We start from the raw sequence: 24,665 nt of genomic DNA, 5'->3' as shown, positions 1-24,665 counted from the left end.
TCTGTCTCTCTAGGTCGGCACTCCGGAGCACATCGCAGCAGCAGACGCGGAAATGCCAAGCGGATATTTGCCGCATCTCTCACGATGTTCCTCACCGAACAATGCTTGGCACTGACCACCCCCGCCATCATTGCCTCGGTCGCGTCGCTGCAGTGTCTGGAGTACCGAATCGTCGGGATCTGCTACTGGCTGCTGTGTACGCCCTTCGGCTGCACGGTGCGAATCTCACCTAAGGTCCGGCACTTCATTCCAGAGCTGGTGGTGTCGAGCTATTCCGACACCGGCAGTAACCCCTGGGGCGAAATGTCTGCCTTGTCGGCGCCCACCCCCCTGTCGCAAGGCGGGGGCAACCTGCTCACGCCCTCGCCGCAGCGCAACAATCTGCCCCGCTTCAAGAATGTCGACGGCATCGGGCATCCCGGCGGCGCAGCCCTGACGGCCCTGGCCCACAGTTTCGGCTATGCGTGTCCGAGCGGGGCGGTGCCGCTTACGCCCTACTATCTCAGCACGCTAGATCCGTTGGCCTGGCGTCACGCCGTTCCCGAGTCCGTTTATCCGCAGGCACTGATCCCAGGCATGCGCGAAATCGGGAGCCAGGCCCTCGGCAACATGTGGGGCAGCGTCTACCCACGCCAGGGCTTCCTGGTACAGCCCGACGACTTCAAAGCCGCCGCGGTGATGGCACAGCGCGCCAGCGATTTCATCACCCGTGCCGGCCAGCCGCACGTCTATCTGCCGCTGCAGCCAATGCCAGCTCCCGGTTATTGGCCGCCGCAGCCGGTGATGGAGAACAACATCAACAATCACCGCTGGCAGTTACTCGCACCGATGGTGCAGAGCACCTGCGCCATCTTCCCCAGCGCCACCCTCCAGAGTGTCGAGGGCGCCTACGCCTGGTCGCTGTGGCGCCCGTACAGGTGCTGCCAACGCATGGGCCAGACCTTCCTGTTCAGCATCGACTTTGATGGAGGCCAGTGATGAACACCCTCTCGTTCGGATTGGTATGTCTTTTCGTGTGCGCCGCTGGTCACGCCGCCGAGAGTGGCTACCACCTGGGCGACCAAGCGCAGGTGCTGGACGACCGGGTGATGTACACCATCGGTGGCGGATCGGCGGCAGGCGCGCCCTCCTCGCTCTACCGCCCCAGCGGACTCGGCGTTGGCCTGTCCTGGCGCGCGAACATGATGTGCGGAAACATGAACCTTTCCAACACCCTACAGAACCAGCTCAATGGGGCCACACAGGGCTTTCAGCAGATCATGGGCAACGTCATCCAGAACGCCACCCAGGCGGTGATGTCGCTGCCGGCAATGATCATCCAGCGCGCCAATCCCGGGCTGTATGAGCTGCTGAGCAACGGCGTGCTCCAGGGGCGGATCGACTTTGACCGCTCCAAGCTCACCTGCCAGGCGATGGCGGCGAAGATGGCTGACAAGGTGGATCAGGCCGGTTGGGGAGCACTGGCGCAGAACCAGGAAATGCAGCACAACCTGGAGCAGTCTGACGGTGATGCCGTTACGGCGGTGAAAGACACCGAATCCAACAACGGCAACAACGGTGTCAGCTGGGTCGGCGGGCACAAGGCCGGCGGCCATAGCCAGGCGCCGATCCAGGTGACCTCGGACGTGGTCAAGGCGGGATACAACCTGCTGCACAACCGCTCGGTCGAAGAAACCTCGGCCGTCGGCTCAAGTTGTCAGAATGGCGCGATCTGCCAAGCCTGGTCGAGTCCCGAAGAGGCCGCTGAGTGGGCTACTCGAGTGCTCGGAGAAACTGAGGTGAAGACCTGTGATGACTGCGAGACGTTGCGCGTCAGCGCGGGTGCCGGTCTCACGCCATTAATCCAGGAAACCTACACCCAGCACCTCGAAGGCTTACAGCGCATGCTGTCGGGCGCTGAGGAACCTACTCCAGAGAACCTGGGCAAAGTCTCCAGCCCGTTACTGCAGGTCTCACGCGGCGTCATCGAGGGCCTGCGCGATGACCCCGACCAGAACCTGCTGGCCCGGCGCCTGGCCAGCGAGACCGCGCTGTCGAGCGTGATCTACAAGGCGATGCTGCTGCAGCGCACGCTGCTGGCCGGCAGCCACGAACCCAATGTGGCGTCGGCACAGCCCGCTACCACCGCCCTCAACAGCAGCGTCGAAACACTGGAACGCGAGATCCGCTTGCTGCAAACCGAGTTGCAGGTGCGCCAAGCCTTGGCCACCAACACCGCCAGTCTGGTCCTCGATCGCCACGCAGGCGGCGCCGATGCCTCACGCAATATCGACCAGCGCGATCCACGCCCAGACCGCCTGCAGCGAGCGGATCAGGGAAGGAGCACGCCATGATGCCGTTTTCTGTGAGGAGCTCGGTCGTTCGGGGCCTGCTGATCCTAGGCGTCGTGATGGTCATGTTGCTGATTGCCTCGATGGCGCTGCAATTGAGCAGCCCCCAGTTGGAATGGATCAAGGAGGCACGGGGGAGTACGCCGTATCTCGCCTACTGGCGAGCCCTGCTGTACAGCCTGATCCTCGCTGGCTGGACCGCAGCACTCCGCTTGCAGCCGCACCTGGAAGACCAGCAACGGCTTTTGCGCTTGGGCCTGATCGGCTTCAGTTCGATCATCTTGGTCGAACTCTCGCGCGTGTGAGGTGCAGCCATGAACATGAGCACCAACAGCTACCTTGAGTACTACCTGTCGCTGCTGGCCTGGATCATCAACAACGGCATCTGGAACACGCTGGCGGACACCGGGCTGTTCGCTGCGCCGTTTGGGGCGATCATCCTGCAGGAGTGGTTATCCGCCCGCCAACAGGGGGCCGACGAGGGCAACAAGGGCTTGCTGTCGATCCCCCGCGTCGAGAATCGGCTGTGGATGAGCTACATCGTCATCCTGTTTGGCTGCATGCCGTTTTTCCCGTTGAACCTGTCCTCCGTGACCTTCGACGATGCGGCGAGCCAGCGCTGTGGGGTGTCGATGGCCAAGCCCGCCGACACAGCCTGGGGCCTGACCTTCAACACCATTGGCGAGAAATCCGCCAACGTGCCGGTGTGGTGGTACCTGGTGCATGCCCTGAGCAAGGGCATCACCGCCGCCGCCACGGCGTCGATCCCCTGCGCACCCGACATTCGTGCGATGCGGATGGAGATCGACAGCTCGCGGATCAATGACCAGGTACTGCTGCAGGAAGTAGCCGACTTCACCCGCGACTGCTACGGCTTTTCACGCTCGCGGTTGTTTACCAACCGTCCCGAGCTGGACGATTCGCAGAGCTACGATGCGTCCTGGATTGGTTCGACGTATTTGCTCGACACACCGGGCTACTACGACACGGATCGCTCGCGCACGCCCCGGATTGATTGGCCATATGACGAGACGCGGGACACCTCCCTGCCCCGGTTGAACAACGGTGCGGGCTACCCAACCTGCAAGCAGTGGTGGAGCGATGCCACGGTCGGGTTGCGCGATCGCCTGGTCGCCGAGGTCGATCCCAATCTGATCACGCAATTGCGCGGCTGGCTGACCGGGCGGAGTTCCACCGAAATCGAAGATGCCACCCTGCGTGAGCTGGTGAGCCCGCGCCAGCAGTCATTGAGCATGGCGCCTGGTCAGGTGTTCCAGGACTACGGCAGCAGTGCCCGAGGTGGCTCGTTGACGCAGGGGCTCAACAACCTCGCCACCAATACCGGCCTGGCTCTGGGCTCGTTCAGCAACTTCCCGGCGATGAATGCGCTACGCGCTGCATTGCCCATGGTGCAGGCCTTTCTAATCATGGGTACGATCATCTGCCTGCCGCTGGTGCTGCTGATCAGTACCTATCAGCTCAAAGCGTTGATGACGATCACCTTCGCGCTGTTCACCCTGCACATGCTGACGTTTTGGTGGGAGCTGGCCCGCTGGATCGACTCGAGTATGCTCGACACGCTGTACCGTCAGGTCTCTGCCACAGACCAGGCGCTTTTAACATTACCAACGGCAGGATTCATGGATGGGACGGTCACCGCGCAGGTGATTGAGTACGTCATGGGGGCGATGTTCATTGTCCTACCAGCTTTATTCGTCGGCACTATGAGCTGGGCAGGCTATGCCGTCGGTAATGGGATTCAGAGCATGCTGGCAAACGGGGGCAAAAATGCAACCGACGCCGCAAGCAAAGGCACAGCGCAATTGACGAGCGCCAGCAAGAAATCAATCAGGTGACTTAAAATCACCTATGTAATGGCCGTTGCTATCGTAATCGCCGATATAGAAGTCAGCACCCAACGCATCTGGGACTGACTCTTCTCGATTTGCCATAGGTTCGGCCGTCTCCCACCAGCTGCGGATCAAAGCTACTACTAAGTTAGTGATGATCAGCAAAGAGAAAGTGAGAGCTACGGCAGCAAGACCAAGCAAGCAAAGCAACTTTCCACCTGCCATCACCAAAAAATGTCTACGTGGTCGTTGAGACGAGCTTTGAGAGCTAACCATCTTGGAGATTAAATTTCGCCAGACTTTGCCAATGCCAAACCCCATACGGCCTGAAAATGAATACCTGCGGACCTGTTTCATCTCGCACCTCCACAGGCTGATAGCCCGTTGGATCCAAGATTTTAGTCTACTCCTTTCCTACCCACGAACAGCACCGCTCATCGTTCAGCAGCGGACTAAAACATCGCCTTGGACCAATCTGGACACGAACCCTAAATCTGCTTCTGGCCCACCGTTGACCACACCCAGCTTGCCTGATATTGAGTAAGTGCAAAAGCTGGAATTCCAGCACCCCAGGTGGCCTCAACCTTAAAGGCCACGTCACTCCCGTGACGGTTGTCCCAAGGGCGATTAGCGTTCGGTGGCTCGCCCGGTTACCGCTCCCGCGGTGATGAGCGCTCTTTCACATCTGCCTCACGGAGCCCCGCTTCGTTGAAGCTCCTGTTCCATTTCCGTGCTGGGAATTCTTCCCGCATGGGTGGCATTCCTCCGCACTGCCTGGAGGAACACACCATGTTGCGCTTCACAGGAACTGAACTTCATGCTGTCTTGACTGAAGCGGCCGTCATCGGCTGCCGAGTCATCTTGGTCAAAGACCACGGTGTCTACCTGATGTCCGAGTTCGGCGAAAGCAAACCCGACGGAGGTAGCCGCAAACACATTGCCTACGCCATGGGCTGCAACCCTGACGTCGACGACTTTGACGCCTGGTGGAATCGCGCACGCAGTGAATTCGGTGGCGACGATTTCGCCGAGTACTTCGACCTTGATGATCCCGTTCTGGAAAGCCTACGCGGCACAGACGGGGCATTGGTGGTTGAGGCCACATCCACGCACCTGTACATCGCTGCCGAGATTGCCCTGCCCGGGAAATCCTGACTGCTCTGGAGACACATGCGATGTTCCAGGGAAGCACGAGTTTGTGCCTCTCTGGGATATCGCTCATTTCAGTTCCAAGCCCACAGCAGCGAGCCATTCATCTGGAATTTTGGGATGGAAAATCTTCGCTGGAAGCGACTGGAAATTCGACCTGCTAGCCAGTCTGGATTAGGCATTGACCCCACAAGCAAGCGCGTTTTAATGCCTGGACACGTCCAGTTTTCAGTGAGCGTTGTGGCGATGGAACTACCCCGGGATGCACCTGGAGGCCATCGCTGGATCAGCTCCCGGGAGGCACCAGTGTCCAGAAACAACCGCTCCTTACCCGCCATTGTCCTGAGCCCAGGGGTATGGCAATTCATCGCCGAGGTTGGTACGGCTACTGACTCAGTTGAGCAATCAGGACAGCGCTTGCAGGCCGTACTGGGCATCGCTCTGGCTTCGGTAGATCACCACTTGCGCCAGTCGCTCGAGTTGCTACTCGATCAAGCTTCCCAGCGCAAATCACGCCCCTCGGCGGCAGCCACTCAGTTTCAGGTAACTCACATCACGCCAGAAACCGGCCCTGTTTTTCTGCACATCAGCTTGCCACATGAGATCGGTGTGGACATCTCATCGGCCTGAACACCCACCCTACCACTGTCCACTTACCCCACCGGGAACCCTTCCCGGTGGGGCAGCGTTCCCCTCTTTGACTGGAGAACGTCATGTCCGATATCTACCTGGACGTCACCAACAAGATTGTCAGTGCCCTGAGCCAAGGGGTCATCCCCTGGATCAAACCCTGGACCACTTCAGGCTCAAGTGCTGACGCACCTTTCCCCATCAACGCGATCACCCGGCGCCCCTACGCCGGCATCAACATTCCACTGCTATGGGCCGAAGCCCGCCTGCGCGGGTACCGCCAGGATCGCTGGCTCACCTACAACCAAGCCCGCAAAGCCGGTGGTCATGTGCGCAAGGGCGAACAATCGACCCTCGCGGTGCTGTACAAACCCATGAGCAAGGAAGCACACGACGAAGACGGTCAGGTCGTCCGTGATGAGCAAGGTAACGTCAAGATGGTGCAGTTCGCACTGCTACGGACGCATTGCCTGTTCAACATCGAGCAGACCGAGGGACTACCCCACGAGGAACAGCAACACGACGAGGGTGAAGATCCGGTGGCGTTCATCGATCATGCACCTGCCGAGCGACTGTTGGCCGCCAGCGGCGCACGTATCGAGCATCCCTACGGGGATGACGCGTGCTATCTACCGATACGGGATCTCATCCAATTGCCCACCAAGGCCCAGTTCATGGACGTCGGCAGCTACTACGCGACCGCGCTGCATGAGCTGACGCACTGGTCGGGTCATCGATCGCGCCTGAACCGGGAAGGCATCACAGGCGGGCACGCGTTTGGCTCTGCAGCCTACGCCTTCGAGGAATTAGTCGCGGAGATGGGGGCGGCATTTCTCTGCGCCCTCACCGGCACCCAGGGCGAGCTGCGCCACGAAGAGTACCTGGCGTCCTGGCTGAAGATCCTCAAGGAAGATAAGCGTGCGATTCTCCGCGCCAGTGGCCTGGCCCGTGAGGCCTCGGAGTTCTTACTAGCACTGCAACCCGATCACACCACTGAACCGCCGGAGCAACTCACGGCGTAATTTCCCTCAACCAGCAAAAAGGCCCCGATTTGGGGCCTTTGTTATGCCTGCAGCGCCGTGGATCTGCCGCTGCAAATGCGCAGTCGATTACTGCAGCCAGCTCTCAACGGTATCGGAACCGTGCTCCTGCTTCCACTGCTTGAGGATCTTGTGATTGCCACCCTTGGTTTCCACGACCTCGCCGCTGTGAGGGTGCTTGTAGCGTTTAACGTCACGCGGCTTGCGCTGAGCGCCGGTGGCGGAGCTGGAAGTGGTCACGCTCACGCCTTTGGACGGGTCAAGAATGGTGATGACTTGGCGCAGGTTCATGCCGTACTGATCCAACAAGGCCTTGAGCTTTTGTTCGAACTCGATTTCTTGCTTCAGGCCGGAATCGTTCTTCATCGCATCCAGTTGTTGAAGTTGAGCAGCCAGTTGAGCTTCCAGTGCTTTGAATTCGGCAAGTTTGGACATGTGAAATTTTTCCTAGGGTTAGGGCATGTGTGGCGATATTACCTGAAGCACAACTACTAGCCGAGCGTTAATTCGCTCTTCAGCTAACTTTTCATCCCTAAAAATGTGCACATATCTATGTGACTAATCAGTCCGGCAAGAACTGGCAAAGGTACCCCACTAGTTCACGAGGTGCAGCACTGTTTCCGATCTTGAACAGCATGTCACGCTGACTGCGCGGCAGCTTTTTCGCGCAACGCGTGGCGGCTGATCGAATGGCAGCATCGGCACCATGAATCCGGTCAGCCAGAAGCACGATCAAAATGGCATCGCTCAACGTCATCAGGCTACATTCCTCGAAATAATGTCGGACAGTCTACCTCCCGGGAAAAGGACAGGCCATTCCGGTACCACAGGTAACCCGATGCGCCAGGCTTCGAATTTTCGCGTTCGCGAAAAGGCTTAAGGCGTTAAAGGGTAACGGCGGCAATGTTAAGGGGGCACAAGGGTAAGAGGCCTATCCGAAACGGCAAAAGGGCCTTCTGAATGTAAAGCAGGTAACGCGATGAAGCGCTGGTGGTACAAACATCAAAAAGGCAATACTGCGGAGCCCTCGCTCGCTCAAGCTCCCGAAGGGTTTCACCTCCCTCTATCCTCTGAATCCCTGCTCTGTGCCGACCACCGGAAAAAGCTGCTGGAGCGCATCTGGCAATACACAGCGCTCTCCGAGCCGCAGTTCAATCAGCTCTACCTTGATCCGATCCGCCGCTACGCCACCTATGTACAGCAACTCCCTGCCAGCGAAAGTCACCACCATGCCTATACGGGCGGCATGCTGGACCATGGACTAGAACTGGTAGCCTGTAGCTTGAAGCTGCGCCAATCGTACCTGCTACCCAGCGGCGCCGCGCCAGAAGACCAGGCCGCGCAGGCCGATGCCTGGAGCGCGGCGATTGCCTACGGCGCCCTGCTCCACGACATTGGCAAAATTGCCGTCGACGTGCAGGTGGAGTATCAGAATGGCGAGGTGTGGCACCCCTGGCACGGTCCTTTGACCCAGCCCTACCGCTTTCGCTACGTGGTCGGTCGCGACTATAAGCTTCACGGCGCCGCTGCGGGGCTGTTGTACACGCAATTTTTGACTTCCTATCAGCTCGACTGGCTCAGCAGCTATCCGGTCTTGTGGAGCCAGCTGCTCTTCCTGCTGGCCAACCACTACGAGCATGCCGGTACCCTCGGGGAACTGGTGCTACAAGCGGACCGCGTATCCACCGCGCAGAACATCGGTGCCAATCCCACCAAGGCCTTGCAGGCACCCAAACACTCGCTGCAGCATCATCTACTAATGGGCCTGCGCCACATGGTCAAAAACGAGTTCAAGCTTAACCAGCCCGGCGCGGCCGGCTGGCTCACTGAAAACCACCTGTGGCTGGTCAGCAAAACTGCGACCGACAAACTACGTGCTTACCTGCTGGCTCAATCGGTAGACGGTATTCCCTCCTCCAACATCGCCTTGTTCGATGAGCTGCAATCACATGGATTGGTGGATGCGACAGATGAAGGGAAAGCGGTGTGGAGCGCCGCCGTCACAGACGGGGACTGGCAGCATCGTTTTACCTTTCTTCGACTGCGGCCGGGCCTGATTTGGCGCGAAGACAGTCGGCCTCAATGTTTCACAGGTACCGTCAAACCTGTGATAGCGCCTGCAGAGCCAGCCACTACTGACGAATCAACCCCTGATCAAGCACGGATTTCACTGGAGGTGAAGCGCCCTCAAGACGCCATGCCTTCTGCGCAGGACTTCGACTACGTTAATCACTTCATGAACCTGTTTTGCGACGAAGCCGAGAACGCAGTGGAGCGCCTCGCCGGTGGTACTGAGGCATCAGAGCCGAACTCGCATAATGCCCCTGGGCAGGAATTTCTCGACTGGCTGCGTTCGGGTATCGGCAGCCACAGGCTGCTCGTTAATGACCGCAAGGCCAAGATCCATGCAGTTGCAGGGACGTTCTTCCTAGTCTCACCCGGCATTTTTCAACTTTATATTTCTCAACACCCGCGTCCTGCAGGTACGACGGGAGCTAACGATGCCTGGCGACGGCTTCAGCGCGATTTCGAACGGCTGGAGATCCATCAGAAGCTACCCAACGGTCAGAACATCTGGACTTGCAAGGTTCAAGGGCCCCGTAGAAGCACATCGCTAAACGGTTATTTGCTATGCGATGCCGTAGCGGCGTGTGGAAAGCCTCCGGCTGACAACCCCTTTCTGAAGATCGACTCCTAGAACTCACAGCAGCGGCTGTACAATAAAATTTTTAGCGATCGTCAGCAGCACTCCTGCAGAGGAGGCCGCCCGCAGGTCATAGAAATCTCTGATGCTTCCAAGTGAGCCAAAAAATTGCCATAGTGCTATCACTGCTTTGACTTTTGGCACTGACGGCGCACCAGGGGGATGCGATGAAGGTCAAAATTACTCCGGCGGCTTTCCTTTTTCTCGGCTCGTACTTCCCGCTGAGTGTAATTTTGCTCCTGCAAGATTTCACTGACGTCAGTTGGTCACAGTCTGTTTGTTGGTCGCTGCAAAACTGCACCCTGCCAACCTTGATGAATGGGGAGCGTTCGCTCGGGTTGTTCATCATATGCTTGCTGAGCTTGGCACTTTTTTCTTACGTGCTCAAAAGCATGCCTGCTGACCATCAGCTCACAGTCAGAGAATCGAAGACAGTTCCAAACGACCTCATCAACTATGTCTTTCCGTACGTTGTCTCGTTCATGGGGCTGGATCTGGCCAGCAACGGAAAATTTTACGGCTTTCTTGTCTTCTTGGCGTGGATGTTCCTGATCACCTATCGATCTGGGCAGATCCTCATGAATCCGTTGTTGCTTGCGATCGGCTGGCAGCTTCATGAACTGAGTGTGACGACTTCTGGGCACACCCGCAGTGTCGTCGCACTCGCCAAAACGAAGGTTAACCCTGGCGACACACTCCAATTCTGTGTGATCCAAGGAATTTACGTGCTTGCAAAAAAGGAGTGAGTCATGACCGCAGATCAGGCTTTGGTGAAACTTAGGGCATTTGATTTAGAAAACGCAGAATTGAGCGTGTGGACCTTCAAGAAAAGTAATAGCAGGAACTCACGCTTCCGCGCTTATTCCGTAATAACAACGCCTGTGCTGGCCAATGAACTAAGGAGTTTGGCGAATAACTGCATTCGCAGGTGTACCGAGGTCGAGGACTATGGGCTGCTCGCGTCGACTAATGAAAACTCATGCCTGCACCTGGAATGTGATGAGACGGTTTTTTCTGCTTTGGAAGACCTTGTGCGCCAACCGCCTGAAGAGCACCTTATCGAGGACGTGGCAGAACTGGAAGGCAGCGACGGATACCTTGTTCGCATGACACAAGGCGACGATACTCTCCACTGCGTCTGCCGCCTGGCATCCGACTGGAAAGTTAAGAAGCGTTCGCGCATGTTGAATCTGGTGCTGAATCGAAATGAGCTCGACCTTGCAGGTGAGCAAGCCTTCAGTATTCCCAAACGGTTTGATTTCTTCGCGATCAATGAAGACATACTGGTCATTTCCAAACCAGCCTTCGAGTCTTTGCTTGAACACAAGCAGACCTACGTAACATCGTTTACGGAGCTACAGGCAGACCTCGCATTCCAAGGAGTCTTCGCGGACCTGGCCGTGTTGGTCGAATACGTCGGCACCAACACCACCCACTTGCGTCGTATGGCTGTGGTGCAAGAGCGTGCTCACTACCTGGACGCTGGCTTCATGGCCCGGCTGCGCCAAGTAAACGAAGCACGTCAATGGAACATTGATTTTGATGCCGACGGCAAGATCATCCCCTCTGCTGAAACAGCACGAGCAATCATTCAAGTACTGCTGAATCATCGGCTACATTCCGAGTTGACCAACAACGATTTCGACGTCGCCTCTGCTAATCCTGTCGGTTAGCTTGAGGTTACCACGGCAGTCAACTTCGTGTTCTGGGCATGAAGCGCCCTAGGGTCTAGGTGCACATTGACTTTTTGCCCCGTCGCGCTGTGAGTTATCGAGGAACACAGGCACCTTGAGCTTGAACAAACAGGGTCAGTAGGTTCGCCGGAAATATTTCATCTTGGCAATTTTCCAGCTCGCTTTCTGACCACCACTTTGCCTCACAGACCACTTCACACTCTTGCTCGCTCCACCTCACCGCCGAGCGATGTTCGTCATTTGAGTGCACCACGTAATAGCGCTCTACCGCAATCACTTGCTCTCCATTCGGCATTTGCCAGAGAAACTCGTAGGACGCAACGCACTCGCCGACGGACAGAACCTCAATCCCTGTTTCTTCGTAAGCGCTCCATAAACCCCACCTAACCAAAGATGGGCAGCGCACCTAGCTGTGTATGTGAGGTGTGCAATTCCATGGCAGTAGCGCTTCGTAGTCTTCGACTGAGCACGCCTGCGGCAGGCGTTCCAGTGCGTGGCGCAGCCACGCATAGGGTTCTTGGCCGTTGGCTTTGGCCGTTTCTACCAAGCTGTAAAGTTGTGCGCTGGCAGTGGCACCTTTGGGCGTGTCACTGAACAACCAGTTCTTTCTCCCGATGACAAACGGGCGGATCGCACGCTCGGCCGCGTTGTTGTCCATCGGCAAGTAGCCGTGCTCGACGTAGCGTTCCAATTTGCTCCAGTTGCTGGCCAAGTAACCGATGGCCTTGCCCAAGGCATTCTGCGTCGTGACCTGAGGTTGCGTTTTCTCTACCCAGTTTTTCAGCTGAGTCAGCAATGGCAGGCTGCGCTCCATGCGGGCAACCTTACGATCTTCGTCGTCACTGTCCTTCAAGTCGCGCTCGACGCCATAGAGCTTATTGATCAAGTTCAATGCGATGTCAGCGCGTCCTGTTTTGCCCTTGGGCTGTACTTTCTGCGCTTCGACGAACTTGCGGCGCGCGTGCGCCCAGCAGCCCAATCGCTCCAGCCCGTCCTGTGCGGCCAGCGCGTTGTAACCGGCGTAGTCGTCGGTCATGACATAGCCGCGATAGCCGTCCAGCAGGCGCACCGGCACCTCCTGCGCTCGGCTGGTGGTGTAGTCGAAAAGGATCACCGGGCGATCAGGTGGGCCGCCGGTTTGCACCCACATCCAGGATTGGCTGCTGGGCTCACGACCAGGCTCTTTCAACACCTGCACACGTGTTTCATCACAGTGGATGATCCGACTGTTCAACAGGCTTTCGCGCATCAGATTCAGCAGCGGCTGAAAGTGCTCGCTGCATTGAATCACCCAGCGTGCCAGGGTTTGGCGCGGGATATCGATACCGTGACGCCCCAGCACTTTTTCGAAGCGGTGAAGCGGCAAGCCGTCTACGTATTTAATGGTCAGCAGCATGGCCAGCACACTCGGGCTGGCCATGCTTTTCTCGATCATCTGGGCGGGCTTGTCCGCCGTTACGGGCGCTGACTCGCAGTCCCGGCAGCCGTACACCTTGCGAACATGTTTGATGACGCGAATCTGCATCGGGACGATTTCAAGCTGTTCGCTGACTTCTTCACCGATGGCATGTTTACGGCAGCCACAAGCGCAGGTCAGTTCATGCTCGGGCAGTTCGTGGACAACTTCGATACGCGGCAAATCAGCTGGCAGCGGCTTGCGCTTGCCACGGCGTTTGGTTGGCGCAACGACTTCTTCGTCGTCAGCCTCATCCAAGGGCTCGGCCAGGCTTTCCGCTTCGTCGAAGAGTGGCAACTGTGGTGTCGCCGTATCGCCAGTCTGCTCGGTCTTGCGCCCGAACAAGCGCTGGCGCAACAGCGCAACTTCCTCTTCGAGATGAACGATCTTGCCCTTGTCGGACGCGCGCTCGTGGATCATCTGCTCAAGCAGTTGCTTGAGCAGAACAGGATCGTCAGGGAGGTTTTCGGGCATGGAAATCATGCCGCGGATTATACCGAATCAGGCGACGTATCGAGGCGTCAAAACCTGATGCGGACGGTTGCGCCAGAGGTCGAAGCCATCGAGCAGCCAGTTCAGTTCCTGAACGGTCAGGACAATGGCGACGTCAGTCGGATCAGGTGAAGTTTTGAAACGTTCGGACTCCAGGCGTTTGAGCCAGAGGCAGAAGCCGTTGCGTTCCCAATACAGGATCTTCACGCGGTTGCGCGGCTTGTTGAGGAAGACGAAAAGCACTGGGTCGAACACCGCCACTTTGATATCGAGTTCGACCAGTGCGGCCAGTCCATCGATGGATTTTCGAAAGTCGACGGGCTTGGGGTAGAGGTACACTTTTTCGACTTTGGCGTCGGGTCGCATCATGGTCGGCGAGCTCCAGAAAGAAATCGGGAGCACAGCATCGAGGATCAGGTAAGCGCTTTGAATGTGGGGTTCATGGAGCGCTTACTCTTAGCCTTCGTCAAGGATGCAACCCCCTCCTGTCATTGGGGGACTTTCCGCAAGGCACCCTATGCAAGCGCTGTTGAACGAAATTCTCGACGAAGTGCGCCCATTGATTGGCCAGGGCAAAGTGGCTGATTACATTCCAGCGCTGGCTGACGTACCCGCCCAGCAATTGGGCATCGCCGTTTATGGCAACGATGGCAGCTATCACTGTGCGGGCGATGCACTAGTATCGTTTTCGATACAGAGCATCTCTAAAGTATTCAGCCTGGTTCAGGCGATTGGCCATTCTGGCGAACGCATTTGGGATCGACTTGGTCATGAGCCCTCAGGCCAACCTTTCAACTCTCTTGTACAACTGGAATTCGAGCGCGGACGACCACGAAATCCCTTTATCAATGCCGGAGCGCTTGTAATCTGCGATATCAACCAGTCGCGCTTCGCGGCCCCAGCTTTATCGATGCGAGATTTCGTGCGACGGCTATCAGGCAACCCCCAGATTTTGGTGGACAGCCATGTGGCAGAATCGGAGTACCAGTTCCGTGCGCGCAACGCGGCCATGGCTTACCTTATGCAATCATTTGGTAACTTCCATAATGAAGTAGAAGCCGTTCTGCGTAGCTACTTTAGCTGTTGCGCGCTGCGAATGAACTGCCTCGACCTGGCTCGAGCATTTTGTTTCCTGGCCAACGATGGATTCTGCAAGCATAGCGGTGAACAGATTTTGACCCGTCGTCAGACCCAGCAGGTGAACTCAATCATGGCTACCAGCGGGCTGTATGATGAAGCAGGAAATTTCGCCTATCGGGTGGGGCTTCCTGGAAAAAGTGGTGTGGGGGGAGGAATTGTAGCAGTCGTGCCAGGACAATTTACTGTATGCGTATGGGCTCCAGAGCTAAATGCCACTGGCAACTCCCTCGCTGGTATGGCGGCACTGGAGTTGCTCAGCTCACGGATTGGGTGGTCGGTATTCTGATCGACGAACTTGGCTGAAAACTCGTCGCCCGCAATGCGCGCCGACTTGATCAAGGCTGGCTTCACTGAAATCTCAGCACGGTGATGATGGGCCAAGCCCGTCAGAGCCAGCGAGTAAGTGGTCATGCTTGCGCCTTGTCAGCGATCGGTGCCGTACGGGAACGAGACATCCACCCCTCCGCTTCCTCGTCATCCAGATCAACAGAGACCTTGATCCAACCATCTCGCTCTTCCAGCACTTCGACCCGGTCACTCAAACGCAGGCGCCCGGCCTTAGCTGATCCTGATTCAGGGCCGGCGCGCAGAACCGCTTGCTCACGAATGACTACACGGTAGGACGCAAGCAGTGCTCGATGCTCCGATGGCAGCGCCTTAATGACATCTTGAACCTGCTGGGCCGACGCGGCACCCTGAAGTTTGCTATCAACGTATTCGTACGCTTGCGCGACGGCCACGACGTGGAGCCGAATTTAGCCGAGCACGAAGATCGCCACGCAAAGAAATGGATGGCCCCTCCAGGTTGACTAGATGATCGCTGGCCTTCTCGGCGACGCTTTCTTGGCCTTGGACAGTCTGATCATTGCCAGCGTTGTCATCCGACAGTGTCATGGTGAACCTCGGTCCTTAGAAGTTCGAACTCAAGCCTGCCAGCTTTCTACCAATGCAGCACCGTACTTGGACTTCCACTCCTTCAGCACCTTGTGGTTGCCACCCTTGGTTTCAATCACTTCGTGGTTGTGAGGATTCTTGTAGCGCTTCAACTGGCGCGGCTTCCGAGTTACCGGAGCCGCGGCAGCGGGAGCTGCTGGACGAGCAGCAGCCTGCGGGTCAAGGATGGCGATGACGTTACGCAGGCTGTAACCGTACTCGGCCAGCAAATCACGCAATTTCTTCTCAAACTCGATTTCACGCTTAAGGCCGTCATCATTTTTGAGAGATTCGAGCTCGGCAAGCTGAGCTGCCAGCTGTTGCTCCAAGGCGCGAAACTCGGCAAGGCGGGACATGGTGTACTCCTATTTATGTGATATCCACATCATCCGGCTTGCCTGCTCAAATCACAACACCAGCATCATCAGTCGAGTCGAGTCGAGTCGAGTCGACAAGCTTCGATTAGACAATCGATTCCGAAGGAGCGCCGGCGTCCTCTAATTCCGGAGTTGACTCCTGAACACGGAGCCCGGCGGGAACCGTCTCAACCTCAGCGAGAATCTCAGGATGGGTCCAAATACTTTTGGAAACGGCGCACGGCGCGATAGCTGTTGTAGGGAGGCATGGTTACGTGAGCATCGCCCCCATGTCAACACGATGGGCCGGGTCGTGACAGATTCGAGTAGCGGATCCAATGCCATTTCGCTGCCACCTAGTCCGAGATTGCTTGATCGCTGGGCATGGACGACTTGATACTCATGGCTCATGAACGTCGCCGCGGCGTTCTCAACTCTCGCCTCACTAGTTCATATCGGGCTGGCGACTCAGCTGACCGACAGCAATGCAGTGTTTGAGCATCGCTGGATTCAAAGGACGATGGTGGTGGTAGTCACTCGCCAGGGCTGTGGACTAAGGCTGAATGGTTGAAGTACATGACGAGCCCGCTCCTTCCAGCCACGATTTTTGAGCGGAGTTCGTCGCCACGTCCCTCCCAGACCTCAAAATCAAATACGCAGTCTCGCTCTTGCAAGTCTCTAATGAGACTAGCCACAAGGTCTGCGTTGACGCCCTTGCCTCGGGCTGCTTTTTGCAGACCAATCTTGGTTGCCGTAACCAGCCGCACAGAACACGGCTCCTTGAGCTGACCTACGCCTGCGATCAGCCCCTCAATGATGCAGCGGTTGGCAGTCGTATCTTGCAATTGTTGGTTGAGGTACTTGGTCTTGCCGTTGTACTCAAGCAGCGACTCTGCTGTTCCGAGACGAGTGGCGGTGTCGCAACTACCAACAGAGTAGATGAATACGGTCTTCATTGGTCCTGACGTCGGAGGCTGTGTTGGTTATGTGAGGAGCCCGAGAGTACGAAGCCGCTGGCTTTGTGTCTACGGTCAGCATGGACTTTGCGTTACCACTCAAACCGCTCATTTTTTGACCGAGAGGCCCCGAACGAACGACACACCGAGTCGATAGCTGTCGCTCGCAAATGACCGCTTTCGACCCATAGCTGCCATTGGTGGACGACGGCTACCGGCCGGAAGCGGGCCTTAACTCGGACTAGTCACCATCTACCGTACCAACTGCCTCTCTAGTGATGTAGGAGGCGCCCCCTCTCATTGCTTGCTAGACCTAGCAAAGCTCGGTTTTACTAGACTTCCCGGTCAATGGCTAAGGCTGTTTTCCCGCTATTCCTTGCTGTGATCTTGACATGTTCTCGCTCTCGCCTTGCATAGCCGCAGCGCTTCTGTGCATATCAGCCCGGCAGGAATGAAGGCGTAAAATGTGGAAATCAAGCGATACGCTAAGCCTTAAAGTTAGCCGTATAAGCTATTGATTTTTTAGGCGCGTACCATAAGACGCGGCAGCCTAAAGTAAATACTTGTACCGCCAGCATCCACTGATACACAATTCAAGAATGGCTCTCTAAACACCGTTAGGCGAACACCCATGAATTTTGACTTTCTGTTCTCCCCACCCATTTTGCTTGTTCTTTTAGCATGCCTTGCAATGTTCTTATTCTGTCTATTCAATTTTCTGATTAGCTTTAACCTTACACGCCCTGTCGTATTTATGCTTGGGATTTGCTTTATTGGTGCCGGCGTCTTTGGGCACATTGTTTTTCTAGATATGTTGGAGCGATGCAAGGAGTTGCAAGCATCAGGCAATGTGTCGCAGGATGTACTGTCTCGGCTTGAGCGTTACCATCTAGTATTCGCCTACATGCTTCCATTCGTATCCGGAGCAATTGGCACCAACGTTATTTCCGATGCGCTACTGAAACACCATACTTATGAGCGGTCCTTTTCTACGCTCCAGTTCCTCCAAGATCTTACGAAAGTTCTTTTGATGCCAGTCGGTCTAGTCATCGGTATTGTTATCAGCATCTTCTGGGTCGTACTTCTGCCGATAGCTCCCGCTCGCCGCCTGCTTCGTTCTATACTTCCTAAAGCTTGGCGCTGGATATTTCTGAGGGTTTTCAAACTCAGTATTATCACCCGAAATAATATTAGCTCGATGCGCGGCAGCCTAAATCCAGCGCCCGATGACACTCGCTGACAATTTTTTCAAATTATTCGTTACGCTCAATCGGGACCGGCCAAGGCCGATCCCTTAGCCTAATCATTAGTGACAGGTCTTGGCAGGACTCTGCCGTGCGTGAGGGGCCGCTTTGGGTCGATGGTGGACGTTCATGGAGATAGCCCCACCACATTGTGCCCTGATCGGCAATGGTGCCTGGGAGCATTCAGTAGGCACGTTCGTTTTAAGGAGGTGGCCCACCCAGTAAGGGTGAGCCAGGTCTGAATCAGGATTGCTTGCGCTTGAACAGCTTGCCGAAGAGGCCGGCGATGGCCACCAAGCCCAGAATGATGAACTTCTTGAACGCCAGCAAGGCAACACCGATCTTGGCGAACAGGCCCGCCTTGGCGGCGATGCCACCGGCGACCAGGGCGGCCAGTCCGTATGGCGCCAGCTTGTCGGTCTTGGCGTCGTAATCGGCGTAGCGGTTGCCGTCGGTGAAGTTGGTGAAGGCGAGGATCTTCGGCGTTTCCTGCTTGATGGTCTGCAGGTCGGCCATCGCCGCCACGGCGTTGAGTTCCAGCACCCCTTCGCGGCCCAGCACGCGGATGCTGTAGTTCAGAGTGGTCTGGTCGGCGTCTTCGGCCTTCAACTCTCGCGCCCAGTACATCTTGTGGGTAGCCTGATCGTAGCTCGGGGGTTCGGCCCAGCCCAAAAGTGTCAGGCCGGCATAGCCGTTCTTGCGACGCTCCTTGTTGTCTTCCTCGTCATCGGCCTTCATCTGCTCGAGCAGCTCGGCGTAGTCGATCTTGGCTGCGTCATCGTCGGATATGTGGCCATCGTTCTTGTAGCTGATGATCACGCCCCAGCCGTTCTCCGCCAGAGGATTGACGGCGGTAGGGATGATCATGCCGAGGGTCTTGAAGCCCGGTGGGTTGCCCCAGCCTTCGGTCAGCAGGCGCTCGGTGTCGTCCGGCGACAGGTAGTAGAACTCGTTGTTGAGTTGCAGGCTGGCGATACCGCCGGGCAGGGTGATGTTGCCATGCTGTTGCTTGAGCGTGGCCAGCCACTGTTCGGCGGTCTGGTGCGGTTGTTCGCTAGCGGTTGGCGCAGACGCGGGAGTGCTGGCGGCAATGGCGGGCAAAGTAGTTGCGCAGAGCAGCACTGCCGCCACCAAATGGCGCAGGTGTTTCATCGTAGTCCCTTACAATTTGAAATAATTTGGCCGCGCAGGATAACTGAAAGAGCTGGCCAGTCGCCAGAATCTCGTGTCCTTGCCTAACTTTCGATGCCAAAGGGACACTCTTGCGGGTCCTCCTTTCTGGCGGTCACGCAGTGACATCCTCTGTGCCCAGCTTCTGCCTGGACGCAGTCAGCATTCCGTCAAGCCAACGTGACTGTTCCATGCGGTGTTAGCGACATCTCTTTTCGTGCAGAGCCTAATTTGAGTTATGTGCAGGAAAAACAGAGTCACAAGGACGGACTAGACTTGGGCTGAGGTGGTGCTATGCGATGCTTCATTCTTGGTGCCGATCTAACAAGAGATGCTTGGCTCGTCGTCGCGCTGCGATCGCGGCGATATAGTGTCGTGGACATCCCGCACTGCAACCTCTTGCAAACCCAAGAGAAACCAAACTGCCCATGCACGCTGCCCGCGGCTTTCCCGCCTAGGGGTACCGAGTGATGGATGGGCGTACTTCAGGCCAAATAGCGCATGCAGATGGTTTCCGACCTAAATATCCCAAATTTCGGCACTTTCACTTGACTACTACGATTTTCCGAAAAAGCAATCGTCCATGTTCCATAGAATGTGGACATCTGAATCCTAGTAGTCATGCGGTAGTCAACGTTTTTATTTTTTGATAGCTATCCCAATTATGGCTTAGTCGTGTTCCGAAAAATTGCTCTTGGCTTTGTGCGAAGCGTCTAGAAGAAGCCAGCCTTCAACGGGCAGAACCAGGCGATCCAGCGATCTATCCGCTGACTGGCATGCCAATGTTTTTCGAGCATCTGCTCTAATGATAAATAGTGGCCTGCCGATATCACTAATGCACCCGAACACGGCAGGACGCCCATGAATCCGATAACAGCGACCCAGCGCCTGGCCCAGGTCATGATCACCCCGCAACCAACTCCGACCGGTGCCAGCAATCCAACGAGTATCACCCATGTCTCTGCGGTCCCAAGCACGAGTGTGATTCTCGGCCAGAACACCAGTTCCAGCGATTCACAGACTTACTCACGCCATGGCCTTCAATCAGGCCAGACTCGCTATGCCTGGGAAAGCGATAGCCAGGACAAGCTCGTAACCAGCCTGCAGACTGCCTTCGAGTCGTCCAGAACCGCAGGCCGCTTCAGCGGCATCGGTTCTGCCCTGATCGAACAGCTCGCGCAGAATGGCGGCAAAAATATCTCTCAGTCGGTGTTCGCCTTCAGAGATGACTCTCCACTCGACCCTGCCGAGTTAAAGCTTCTGCAGCAGGACCTACGCGAGAACCCCGATAACAGCGTCACCTTCAGCCTAACGACCGCCTCTGGGGCCAGCATCCGTCTGTTGCTGGCCAGTGGAGAGAAGGGTCTAGCGGTAAGTGCCGAAGTCGAGGGCGGGACACTTAGCACCGAGGAGCTCAAGGGCCTGGGCAAGCTCGCCGACTCGTTCCAATCCATCATCGACGGTCTGTATGAGGTTCCGCCTCAGCTGAAGCTGGGCGCGCTTGCCAAGCTAGATCCGAGTCTGTTCACGTCATTGCAGATGACCTCAAAGCTGGAAACTCCAAGCGGCGAGCAGATATTTGCCTTAACCCTCAATGACAAGGCACGTAGCGTCAGCCTGGAAGGCCCCTCAGGCGAAGTGCAACTGAACATGGATACCCGCGACACCGAGTTGCTGGGGAGTTCGGCTCAGCGTAAGACTGCAATCGACAATTACCTGACCCAGTTCGACGCTGCCCAAAGTCGCGGACGCGGTGACAAGAACCTGATGAACCTCCTCAAGGACGCGTTCATCCAACTCAACAGTGTCGACGACTACCGTCAGCATGCAGTCCAGCGCCCTTCCCCCCTGAACGAACAGGATCGCGCTTTACTCAGCGGTCTGGCCGACTTCAACGCGTCGATAAGCGAGAGCACGCGCAGAAGCAACCCAATGCGCCTGGATGAAGTTGACAGTTTCAGCTTCCAGACTTCGCAGATCACCACGGTCAAGGGCCGTGATCGGCAGGACTTGTCGGTAGAACAGAGTCAGCAGAGTAAGCTCAACGCTTCGTTCCACCGCAGCCTCAGCCCGATGACGCCTTTGGCGCTGGACAACGACCGTAAGTCGCAAAACTACAGCTATCACCTGATCGACGATCAAGCGAGCAGCACTACCCGCTTAGCCTATGACAAAGGCCTACTGGTCGAAGCCCGCGCAACTCAGCAGGCAAGCCAGAAGGAGCGGGTCCTTACCTATATCGACGGCGACCTCAAGACTGACGTGACCACGCCAAAGGCCATGACCCAGTCACGCAACGTGCTGAACCTGCTCAATGATGTGCTTGAGAAAGACCGCAGCGCCCAGCGAGACCTCGGCGTCTCGCTGCTCGAGGGACTACTGCAACCCCAGCGCAGTCGCTGGTTACTGCAGGCGGATCCGTCGAAAATCACAGCCTGATAACGTGATGACGCCCGCGCAGGTCTGTACCGCCTCATGATGATGCAGAACCTGTGACGTGCCGGGAGCCTATACAGACCTACGTGCATGGTCTCGATGGCCGCAGTTACGCGCAAGAAATACCTTTGACAGCAGCAAATGTTCGACTGAAAGTGAACCACGTTTGCAGGCACACGCCCGACGCGAACAGATATCTGCTCGCGAAGGGCGCTGTAGCGTTCGTGGTTCCATTCAAAATGGATACTGCCTGGTCAAGCCCGCTTAGTTGCGCTCGGCTTGGATGCTTTTTGTCAAAGCGCGCTGGAATTTCTCCATCAAGACATCTATTTCGTCGGCACCAATCGTCAGCGGCGGCAAGAAGCGCACTACCGCGCCATGGCGCCCACCCAGCTCGAGAATAATGCCTTCATGCAGACATTGCTGCTGAACCACCTTGGCCAAAAGGCCATCGCCGGCCGGCACCCGTGCTTGAGTAGCCTGCGTCGAGACGATCTCGACACCGACCATCAGGCCACGCCCACGGACATCGCCGATGCACGGGAAGTCACGCTGCAACTGGCGTAGCCGCGCCATCAGGTAGTCGCCCATGCGCTCAGCGTTGGCCACAAGCCCCTCGTCCTGGATATGACGCAGGGTCGCGGTGCCGGCCGCCATGGCCAGTTGATTGCCACGGAACGTCCCGGCATGGGCGCCCGGCTTCCACACATCCAGCGCTTGCCGGTAGACCACCACCGCCAATGGCAGGCCGCCGCCAATTGCTTTGGAAATCACCAGAACATCCGGTTCGATATCGGCGTGCTCGAAGGCGAACATGCGTCCCGTGCGCCCAATGCCGCTCTGCACCTCGTCGATGATCAGCACCACACCGTGCTCGCTGGTCAGTTTGCGCAAGCCCTGAAGCCAGCGGGCCGGCGCCGGAATGACACCACCCTCGCCCTGCACCACCTCCACCACCACCGCCGCGGGCAGCGGCACACCGGACTCCGGGTCGCTCAGCAGCTGCTCGATATAGCTCAGCCCCGCGTCGACACCGGCCTCGCCACCAATGGAAAACGGGCAACGATAGTCATAGGGGTACGGCAGCACCTGCACATCGGGCATGAGTGAGCCCGGTAGTTGCTTGGGCCCCAGGTTACCCATGAGGCTGAGCGCACCATGGGTCATCCCGTGGTAACCGCCGGAGAAACAGAACACGCCCTTGCGCCCGGTCGCGATCTTGGCCAGCTTGATCGCCGCCTCTATGCCATCGGCCCCCGTCGGCCCGCAGAACTGGATACGCGCCTGAGCCGCGAAAGCTGGCGGCAAGGCATCGAACAAGGTCTCGACGAACAGGTCCTTGACCGGTGTTGTCAGGTCGAGGGTGTGCAGCGGCACGCCGCTGTCCAGGGTCGCGCGCATCGCCGCCAGGGTGCAGGGATGGTTATGGCCGAGCGCCAGTGTGCCCGCACCCGCCAGGCAGTCCATGAACAGCTGATCACGGGTGTCCTGCACGTAGATGCCGTGGCCCGCCTTCAGTGCCAGCGGAATGCGTCGTGGATAAGAACGCGCATTCGACTCCCGCGCGGCCTGGCGCTCAAGCAGCGGGTCAGCATCGAAGTGGCGTAGCGGCTGGCGGCGAAAATGCGCCAGGCTGAACTGCGCAAGCTGAATGTCTTCCATGGGGCGATCCCTCTACTGCTTGCGATTAGCGTTGATCGGCGGTTTGCAGAGCCTGGCGCAGGCTCAGCGGGCGCATGTCTGTCCAGTTCTGTTCGATCCAAGCCAGGCACTGGGCTTTGTCGCCCTGCTCGCCGACCGCGCGCCAGCCATCGGGCAGTGCCTTGTAATCCGGCCAGATCGAATACTGCTCCTCATGATTGACCACCACCACGAACCCGCTTTCGGCCTTTTCCAAACCCATTTTCGATTCCTTGAACACGTGACTTCACTGGATCCCGGCTGCCCGAAAAAGGCTGCAGTCGAGGCGCACACAAACAGCGCAAATGCTAATGAATTGCACTAACACTTACCATATCTTTCGTATATATTTCGCCAGCGCCCGGTGGTCTACCCACGATGGCATTTGGCTGTGACAACTAGAAGAGAACAAAGGAGCAAGCTCATGGGACGAGGTGTCGGGCAGAACAATGGCCTGTCTGTGCAAGCGCTCTTGCCAGACCGCAACCTGCCGCTACTGGTCAAGCCGGAGCAGCCCGGCACATGGAGCGTCGAGGCGCTCCATGCACTGGCCGACGAGTGCCTGCATGAAAGCGGCGCCCTGCTGCTGCGTGGTTTCGATGTGCTGGGTGAACAGTCGTTCCAGGCGCTGGTACGCAGCTTCGGCCACCCGCTGCTCAACTACGAATTCGGCTCCACCCCGCGCAAGGCGATCGAGCAGGGGGTGTACACCTCCACCGAATACCCCGCGCACCAGATCATCCCGCTGCACAACGAACAGTCCTACACCCTGCAGTGGCCCATGAAGATTTGGTTCCATTGTGTCCAGCCCAGTGCCGAAGGCGGTGAAACGCCGATCGCCGACAGCCGGCAGATCTTCCAGCAGCTCGACCCCGCCCTGCGCCAACGCTTCAGCGACAAACGTCTGATGTACGTGCGCAACTACGGCAACGGCCTCGACCTGCCTTGGGAACAGGCCTTCAACACCGAAGAACGCGCCGTCGCCGAGGCTTACTGCCGGGCCAACCAAATTGCCTTCGAATGGAAGGACGACGGCGAACTGCGCACCCGCCAGGTGTGCCAGGCCACTGCTCGCCACCCTGTCACACAGGACTGGGTATGGTTCAACCAGGCCCACCTGTTCCACGTTTCCAACCTCCCACCGGCGGTGCGTGAAAGCTTGCTGGCCGTGGTCGATGACCCGCTCGACCTACCACGCAACGTCTATTACGGCGATGGCAGCGAGCTCGAAGAAAGCGCACTGGCGGAAATCCGTGGGGTGCTGGAGCAATGCACCGTGCGCTTCCCCTGGGAGCAAGGCGATGTGCTGATGCTCGACAACATGCTGGTGGCCCATGGTCGCGCCAGCTTCAAAGGGCCACGCCAAGTGATCGTGGCCATGGCCGAACCGGCTCAGGAGTGACCC

Annotated in this window: 26 protein-coding genes; 14 read left to right on the top strand and 12 right to left on the bottom strand. The window is 57.3% G+C overall.

Going from position 1 to position 24,665, the window contains the following annotated elements; translation table 11 throughout:
• Positions 1 to 84 precede the first annotated feature (84 nt).
• Genes OGV19_RS05350 through OGV19_RS05335 form a run of 4 tightly spaced genes read left to right on the top strand, consistent with a single transcriptional unit; the run spans position 85 to position 4,186 of the window.
• Positions 85 to 978 (top strand): TIGR03756 family integrating conjugative element protein, encoded by an 894-nt coding sequence (locus tag OGV19_RS05350; protein WP_264312460.1) that lies wholly within the window; start codon positions 85 to 87, stop codon positions 976 to 978.
• Entirely contained in the window at positions 978 to 2,333 is a 1,356-nt protein-coding gene (locus OGV19_RS05345) for an integrating conjugative element protein (protein ID WP_264312459.1), read from the top strand. The genes OGV19_RS05350 and OGV19_RS05345 overlap by 1 nt, the downstream gene beginning before the upstream one ends.
• Complete coding sequence (locus tag OGV19_RS05340) at positions 2,330 to 2,635, top strand: hypothetical protein (protein ID WP_264312458.1); 306 nt, start codon at positions 2,330 to 2,332, stop codon at positions 2,633 to 2,635. Before OGV19_RS05345 ends, OGV19_RS05340 begins: the two co-directional genes overlap by 4 nt.
• A gap of 9 nt (positions 2,636 to 2,644) precedes the next feature.
• Positions 2,645 to 4,186 carry a conjugal transfer protein TraG N-terminal domain-containing protein gene (locus OGV19_RS05335; protein WP_264312457.1) on the top strand — a complete coding sequence of 514 codons (1,542 nt, stop codon included), beginning with the start codon at positions 2,645 to 2,647 and terminating at the stop codon, positions 4,184 to 4,186.
• On the opposite strand, the gene OGV19_RS05330 is transcribed toward OGV19_RS05335, so the two are convergent.
• Positions 4,175 to 4,537: a hypothetical protein gene (locus tag OGV19_RS05330; protein WP_264312456.1), complete on the bottom strand. Its 363-nt coding sequence runs from the start codon at positions 4,535 to 4,537 to the stop codon at positions 4,175 to 4,177. The two genes, OGV19_RS05335 and OGV19_RS05330, sit on opposite strands and share 12 nt — an antisense overlap.
• Positions 4,538 to 4,969: 432 nt before the next feature.
• On the opposite strand from OGV19_RS05330, the gene OGV19_RS05325 reads away from it, so the two are divergent.
• The 3 genes from OGV19_RS05325 (at position 4,970) to OGV19_RS05315 (ending at position 6,981) form a co-directional block, all read left to right on the top strand.
• Positions 4,970 to 5,335 carry a DUF3085 domain-containing protein gene (locus OGV19_RS05325; protein ID WP_264313889.1) on the top strand — a complete coding sequence of 122 codons (366 nt, stop codon included), beginning with the start codon at positions 4,970 to 4,972 and terminating at the stop codon, positions 5,333 to 5,335.
• A 300-nt stretch (positions 5,336 to 5,635) separates the two neighbouring features.
• Positions 5,636 to 5,959 (top strand): hypothetical protein, encoded by a 324-nt coding sequence (locus OGV19_RS05320; protein ID WP_264312455.1) that lies wholly within the window; start codon positions 5,636 to 5,638, stop codon positions 5,957 to 5,959.
• Positions 5,960 to 6,042: 83 nt separating this feature from the next.
• On the top strand, positions 6,043 to 6,981 hold the full coding sequence (locus OGV19_RS05315; protein WP_264312454.1) for an ArdC family protein: 939 nt from the start codon (positions 6,043 to 6,045) through the stop codon (positions 6,979 to 6,981).
• A gap of 87 nt (positions 6,982 to 7,068) precedes the next feature.
• Here OGV19_RS05315 and OGV19_RS05310 read toward each other — a convergent pair whose 3' ends face one another.
• Positions 7,069 to 7,434, bottom strand: a complete 366-nt coding sequence (locus OGV19_RS05310) for a histone-like nucleoid-structuring protein, MvaT/MvaU family (RefSeq protein ID WP_264312453.1) — start codon at positions 7,432 to 7,434, stop codon at positions 7,069 to 7,071.
• Positions 7,435 to 7,561: 127 nt separating this feature from the next.
• The gene (locus OGV19_RS05305) at positions 7,562 to 7,756 is read right to left on the bottom strand and encodes a DUF7740 domain-containing protein (protein ID WP_264312452.1); all 195 of its coding nucleotides are present in this window, start codon (positions 7,754 to 7,756) and stop codon (positions 7,562 to 7,564) included.
• Positions 7,757 to 7,978: 222 nt separating this feature from the next.
• Here OGV19_RS05305 and mobH point away from each other — a divergent pair, with 222 nt between their 5' ends.
• The gene (mobH, locus tag OGV19_RS05300; RefSeq protein WP_264312451.1) at positions 7,979 to 9,697 is read left to right on the top strand and encodes a MobH family relaxase; all 1,719 of its coding nucleotides are present in this window, start codon (positions 7,979 to 7,981) and stop codon (positions 9,695 to 9,697) included.
• A gap of 3 nt (positions 9,698 to 9,700) precedes the next feature.
• Here the strand turns inward: mobH and OGV19_RS05295 are convergent, their stop codons facing one another.
• Positions 9,701 to 9,847 carry a hypothetical protein gene (locus OGV19_RS05295; RefSeq protein ID WP_264312450.1) on the bottom strand — a complete coding sequence of 49 codons (147 nt, stop codon included), beginning with the start codon at positions 9,845 to 9,847 and terminating at the stop codon, positions 9,701 to 9,703.
• Positions 9,848 to 9,870: 23 nt separating this feature from the next.
• Here OGV19_RS05295 and OGV19_RS05290 point away from each other — a divergent pair, with 23 nt between their 5' ends.
• Both OGV19_RS05290 and OGV19_RS05285 read left to right on the top strand, forming a co-directional pair.
• A complete protein-coding gene (locus OGV19_RS05290) occupies positions 9,871 to 10,449 on the top strand; it encodes a KwaA family protein (protein ID WP_264312449.1) in 579 nt (192 codons plus the stop codon).
• A gap of 3 nt (positions 10,450 to 10,452) precedes the next feature.
• A complete protein-coding gene (locus OGV19_RS05285) occupies positions 10,453 to 11,376 on the top strand; it encodes a Kiwa anti-phage protein KwaB-like domain-containing protein (protein ID WP_264312448.1) in 924 nt (307 codons plus the stop codon).
• A gap of 427 nt (positions 11,377 to 11,803) precedes the next feature.
• Here OGV19_RS05285 and OGV19_RS05280 read toward each other — a convergent pair whose 3' ends face one another.
• A complete protein-coding gene (locus OGV19_RS05280) occupies positions 11,804 to 13,336 on the bottom strand; it encodes an IS66-like element ISPpu13 family transposase (protein ID WP_264311494.1) in 1,533 nt (510 codons plus the stop codon).
• A gap of 18 nt (positions 13,337 to 13,354) precedes the next feature.
• Positions 13,355 to 13,714, bottom strand: a complete 360-nt coding sequence (gene tnpB, locus OGV19_RS05275) for an IS66 family insertion sequence element accessory protein TnpB (RefSeq protein WP_010954006.1) — start codon at positions 13,712 to 13,714, stop codon at positions 13,355 to 13,357.
• A gap of 148 nt (positions 13,715 to 13,862) precedes the next feature.
• Between tnpB and glsB the strand changes: the two genes are divergently transcribed.
• The gene (glsB, locus tag OGV19_RS05270) at positions 13,863 to 14,771 is read left to right on the top strand and encodes a glutaminase B (RefSeq protein ID WP_264312447.1); all 909 of its coding nucleotides are present in this window, start codon (positions 13,863 to 13,865) and stop codon (positions 14,769 to 14,771) included.
• Between the two features lie 121 nt (positions 14,772 to 14,892).
• Here glsB and OGV19_RS05265 read toward each other — a convergent pair whose 3' ends face one another.
• From OGV19_RS05265 to OGV19_RS05255, 3 genes are all read right to left on the bottom strand, one after another.
• The gene (locus OGV19_RS05265; protein ID WP_264312446.1) at positions 14,893 to 15,225 is read right to left on the bottom strand and encodes an SH3 domain-containing protein; all 333 of its coding nucleotides are present in this window, start codon (positions 15,223 to 15,225) and stop codon (positions 14,893 to 14,895) included.
• A 183-nt stretch (positions 15,226 to 15,408) separates the two neighbouring features.
• Positions 15,409 to 15,774, bottom strand: coding sequence for a histone-like nucleoid-structuring protein, MvaT/MvaU family (locus OGV19_RS05260; RefSeq protein ID WP_264312445.1), 366 nt, complete (start codon positions 15,772 to 15,774; stop codon positions 15,409 to 15,411).
• A gap of 533 nt (positions 15,775 to 16,307) precedes the next feature.
• Complete coding sequence (locus OGV19_RS05255) at positions 16,308 to 16,730, bottom strand: ribonuclease H family protein (RefSeq protein ID WP_264312444.1); 423 nt, start codon at positions 16,728 to 16,730, stop codon at positions 16,308 to 16,310.
• Between the two features lie 631 nt (positions 16,731 to 17,361).
• Here OGV19_RS05255 and OGV19_RS05250 point away from each other — a divergent pair.
• Entirely contained in the window at positions 17,362 to 17,970 is a 609-nt protein-coding gene (locus OGV19_RS05250; RefSeq protein WP_264312443.1) for a hypothetical protein, read from the top strand.
• Between the two features lie 247 nt (positions 17,971 to 18,217).
• On the opposite strand, the gene OGV19_RS05245 is transcribed toward OGV19_RS05250, so the two are convergent.
• Positions 18,218 to 19,126 carry a DUF2167 domain-containing protein gene (locus tag OGV19_RS05245; RefSeq protein ID WP_264312442.1) on the bottom strand — a complete coding sequence of 303 codons (909 nt, stop codon included), beginning with the start codon at positions 19,124 to 19,126 and terminating at the stop codon, positions 18,218 to 18,220.
• Between the two features lie 879 nt (positions 19,127 to 20,005).
• Between OGV19_RS05245 and OGV19_RS05240 the strand changes: the two genes are divergently transcribed.
• Positions 20,006 to 21,583 carry a hypothetical protein gene (locus OGV19_RS05240; protein ID WP_264312441.1) on the top strand — a complete coding sequence of 526 codons (1,578 nt, stop codon included), beginning with the start codon at positions 20,006 to 20,008 and terminating at the stop codon, positions 21,581 to 21,583.
• Positions 21,584 to 21,844: 261 nt separating this feature from the next.
• Here OGV19_RS05240 and OGV19_RS05235 read toward each other — a convergent pair whose 3' ends face one another.
• Complete coding sequence (locus OGV19_RS05235; protein WP_264312440.1) at positions 21,845 to 23,242, bottom strand: diaminobutyrate--2-oxoglutarate transaminase; 1,398 nt, start codon at positions 23,240 to 23,242, stop codon at positions 21,845 to 21,847.
• Positions 23,243 to 23,267: 25 nt separating this feature from the next.
• Positions 23,268 to 23,483, bottom strand: coding sequence for an MbtH family protein (locus OGV19_RS05230; protein WP_264312439.1), 216 nt, complete (start codon positions 23,481 to 23,483; stop codon positions 23,268 to 23,270).
• 201 nt (positions 23,484 to 23,684) lie between these two features.
• Here OGV19_RS05230 and OGV19_RS05225 point away from each other — a divergent pair, with 201 nt between their 5' ends.
• The gene (locus OGV19_RS05225; RefSeq protein WP_264312438.1) at positions 23,685 to 24,662 is read left to right on the top strand and encodes a TauD/TfdA family dioxygenase; all 978 of its coding nucleotides are present in this window, start codon (positions 23,685 to 23,687) and stop codon (positions 24,660 to 24,662) included.
• Positions 24,663 to 24,665 lie beyond the last annotated feature (3 nt).

Source organism: Pseudomonas putida, assembly GCF_025905425.1.
Taxonomy (GTDB): domain Bacteria; phylum Pseudomonadota; class Gammaproteobacteria; order Pseudomonadales; family Pseudomonadaceae; genus Aquipseudomonas; species Aquipseudomonas putida_AF.
Note: the sequence above shows the minus strand (reverse complement) of the source record. Positions and strands in the feature narration are given on the sequence as shown.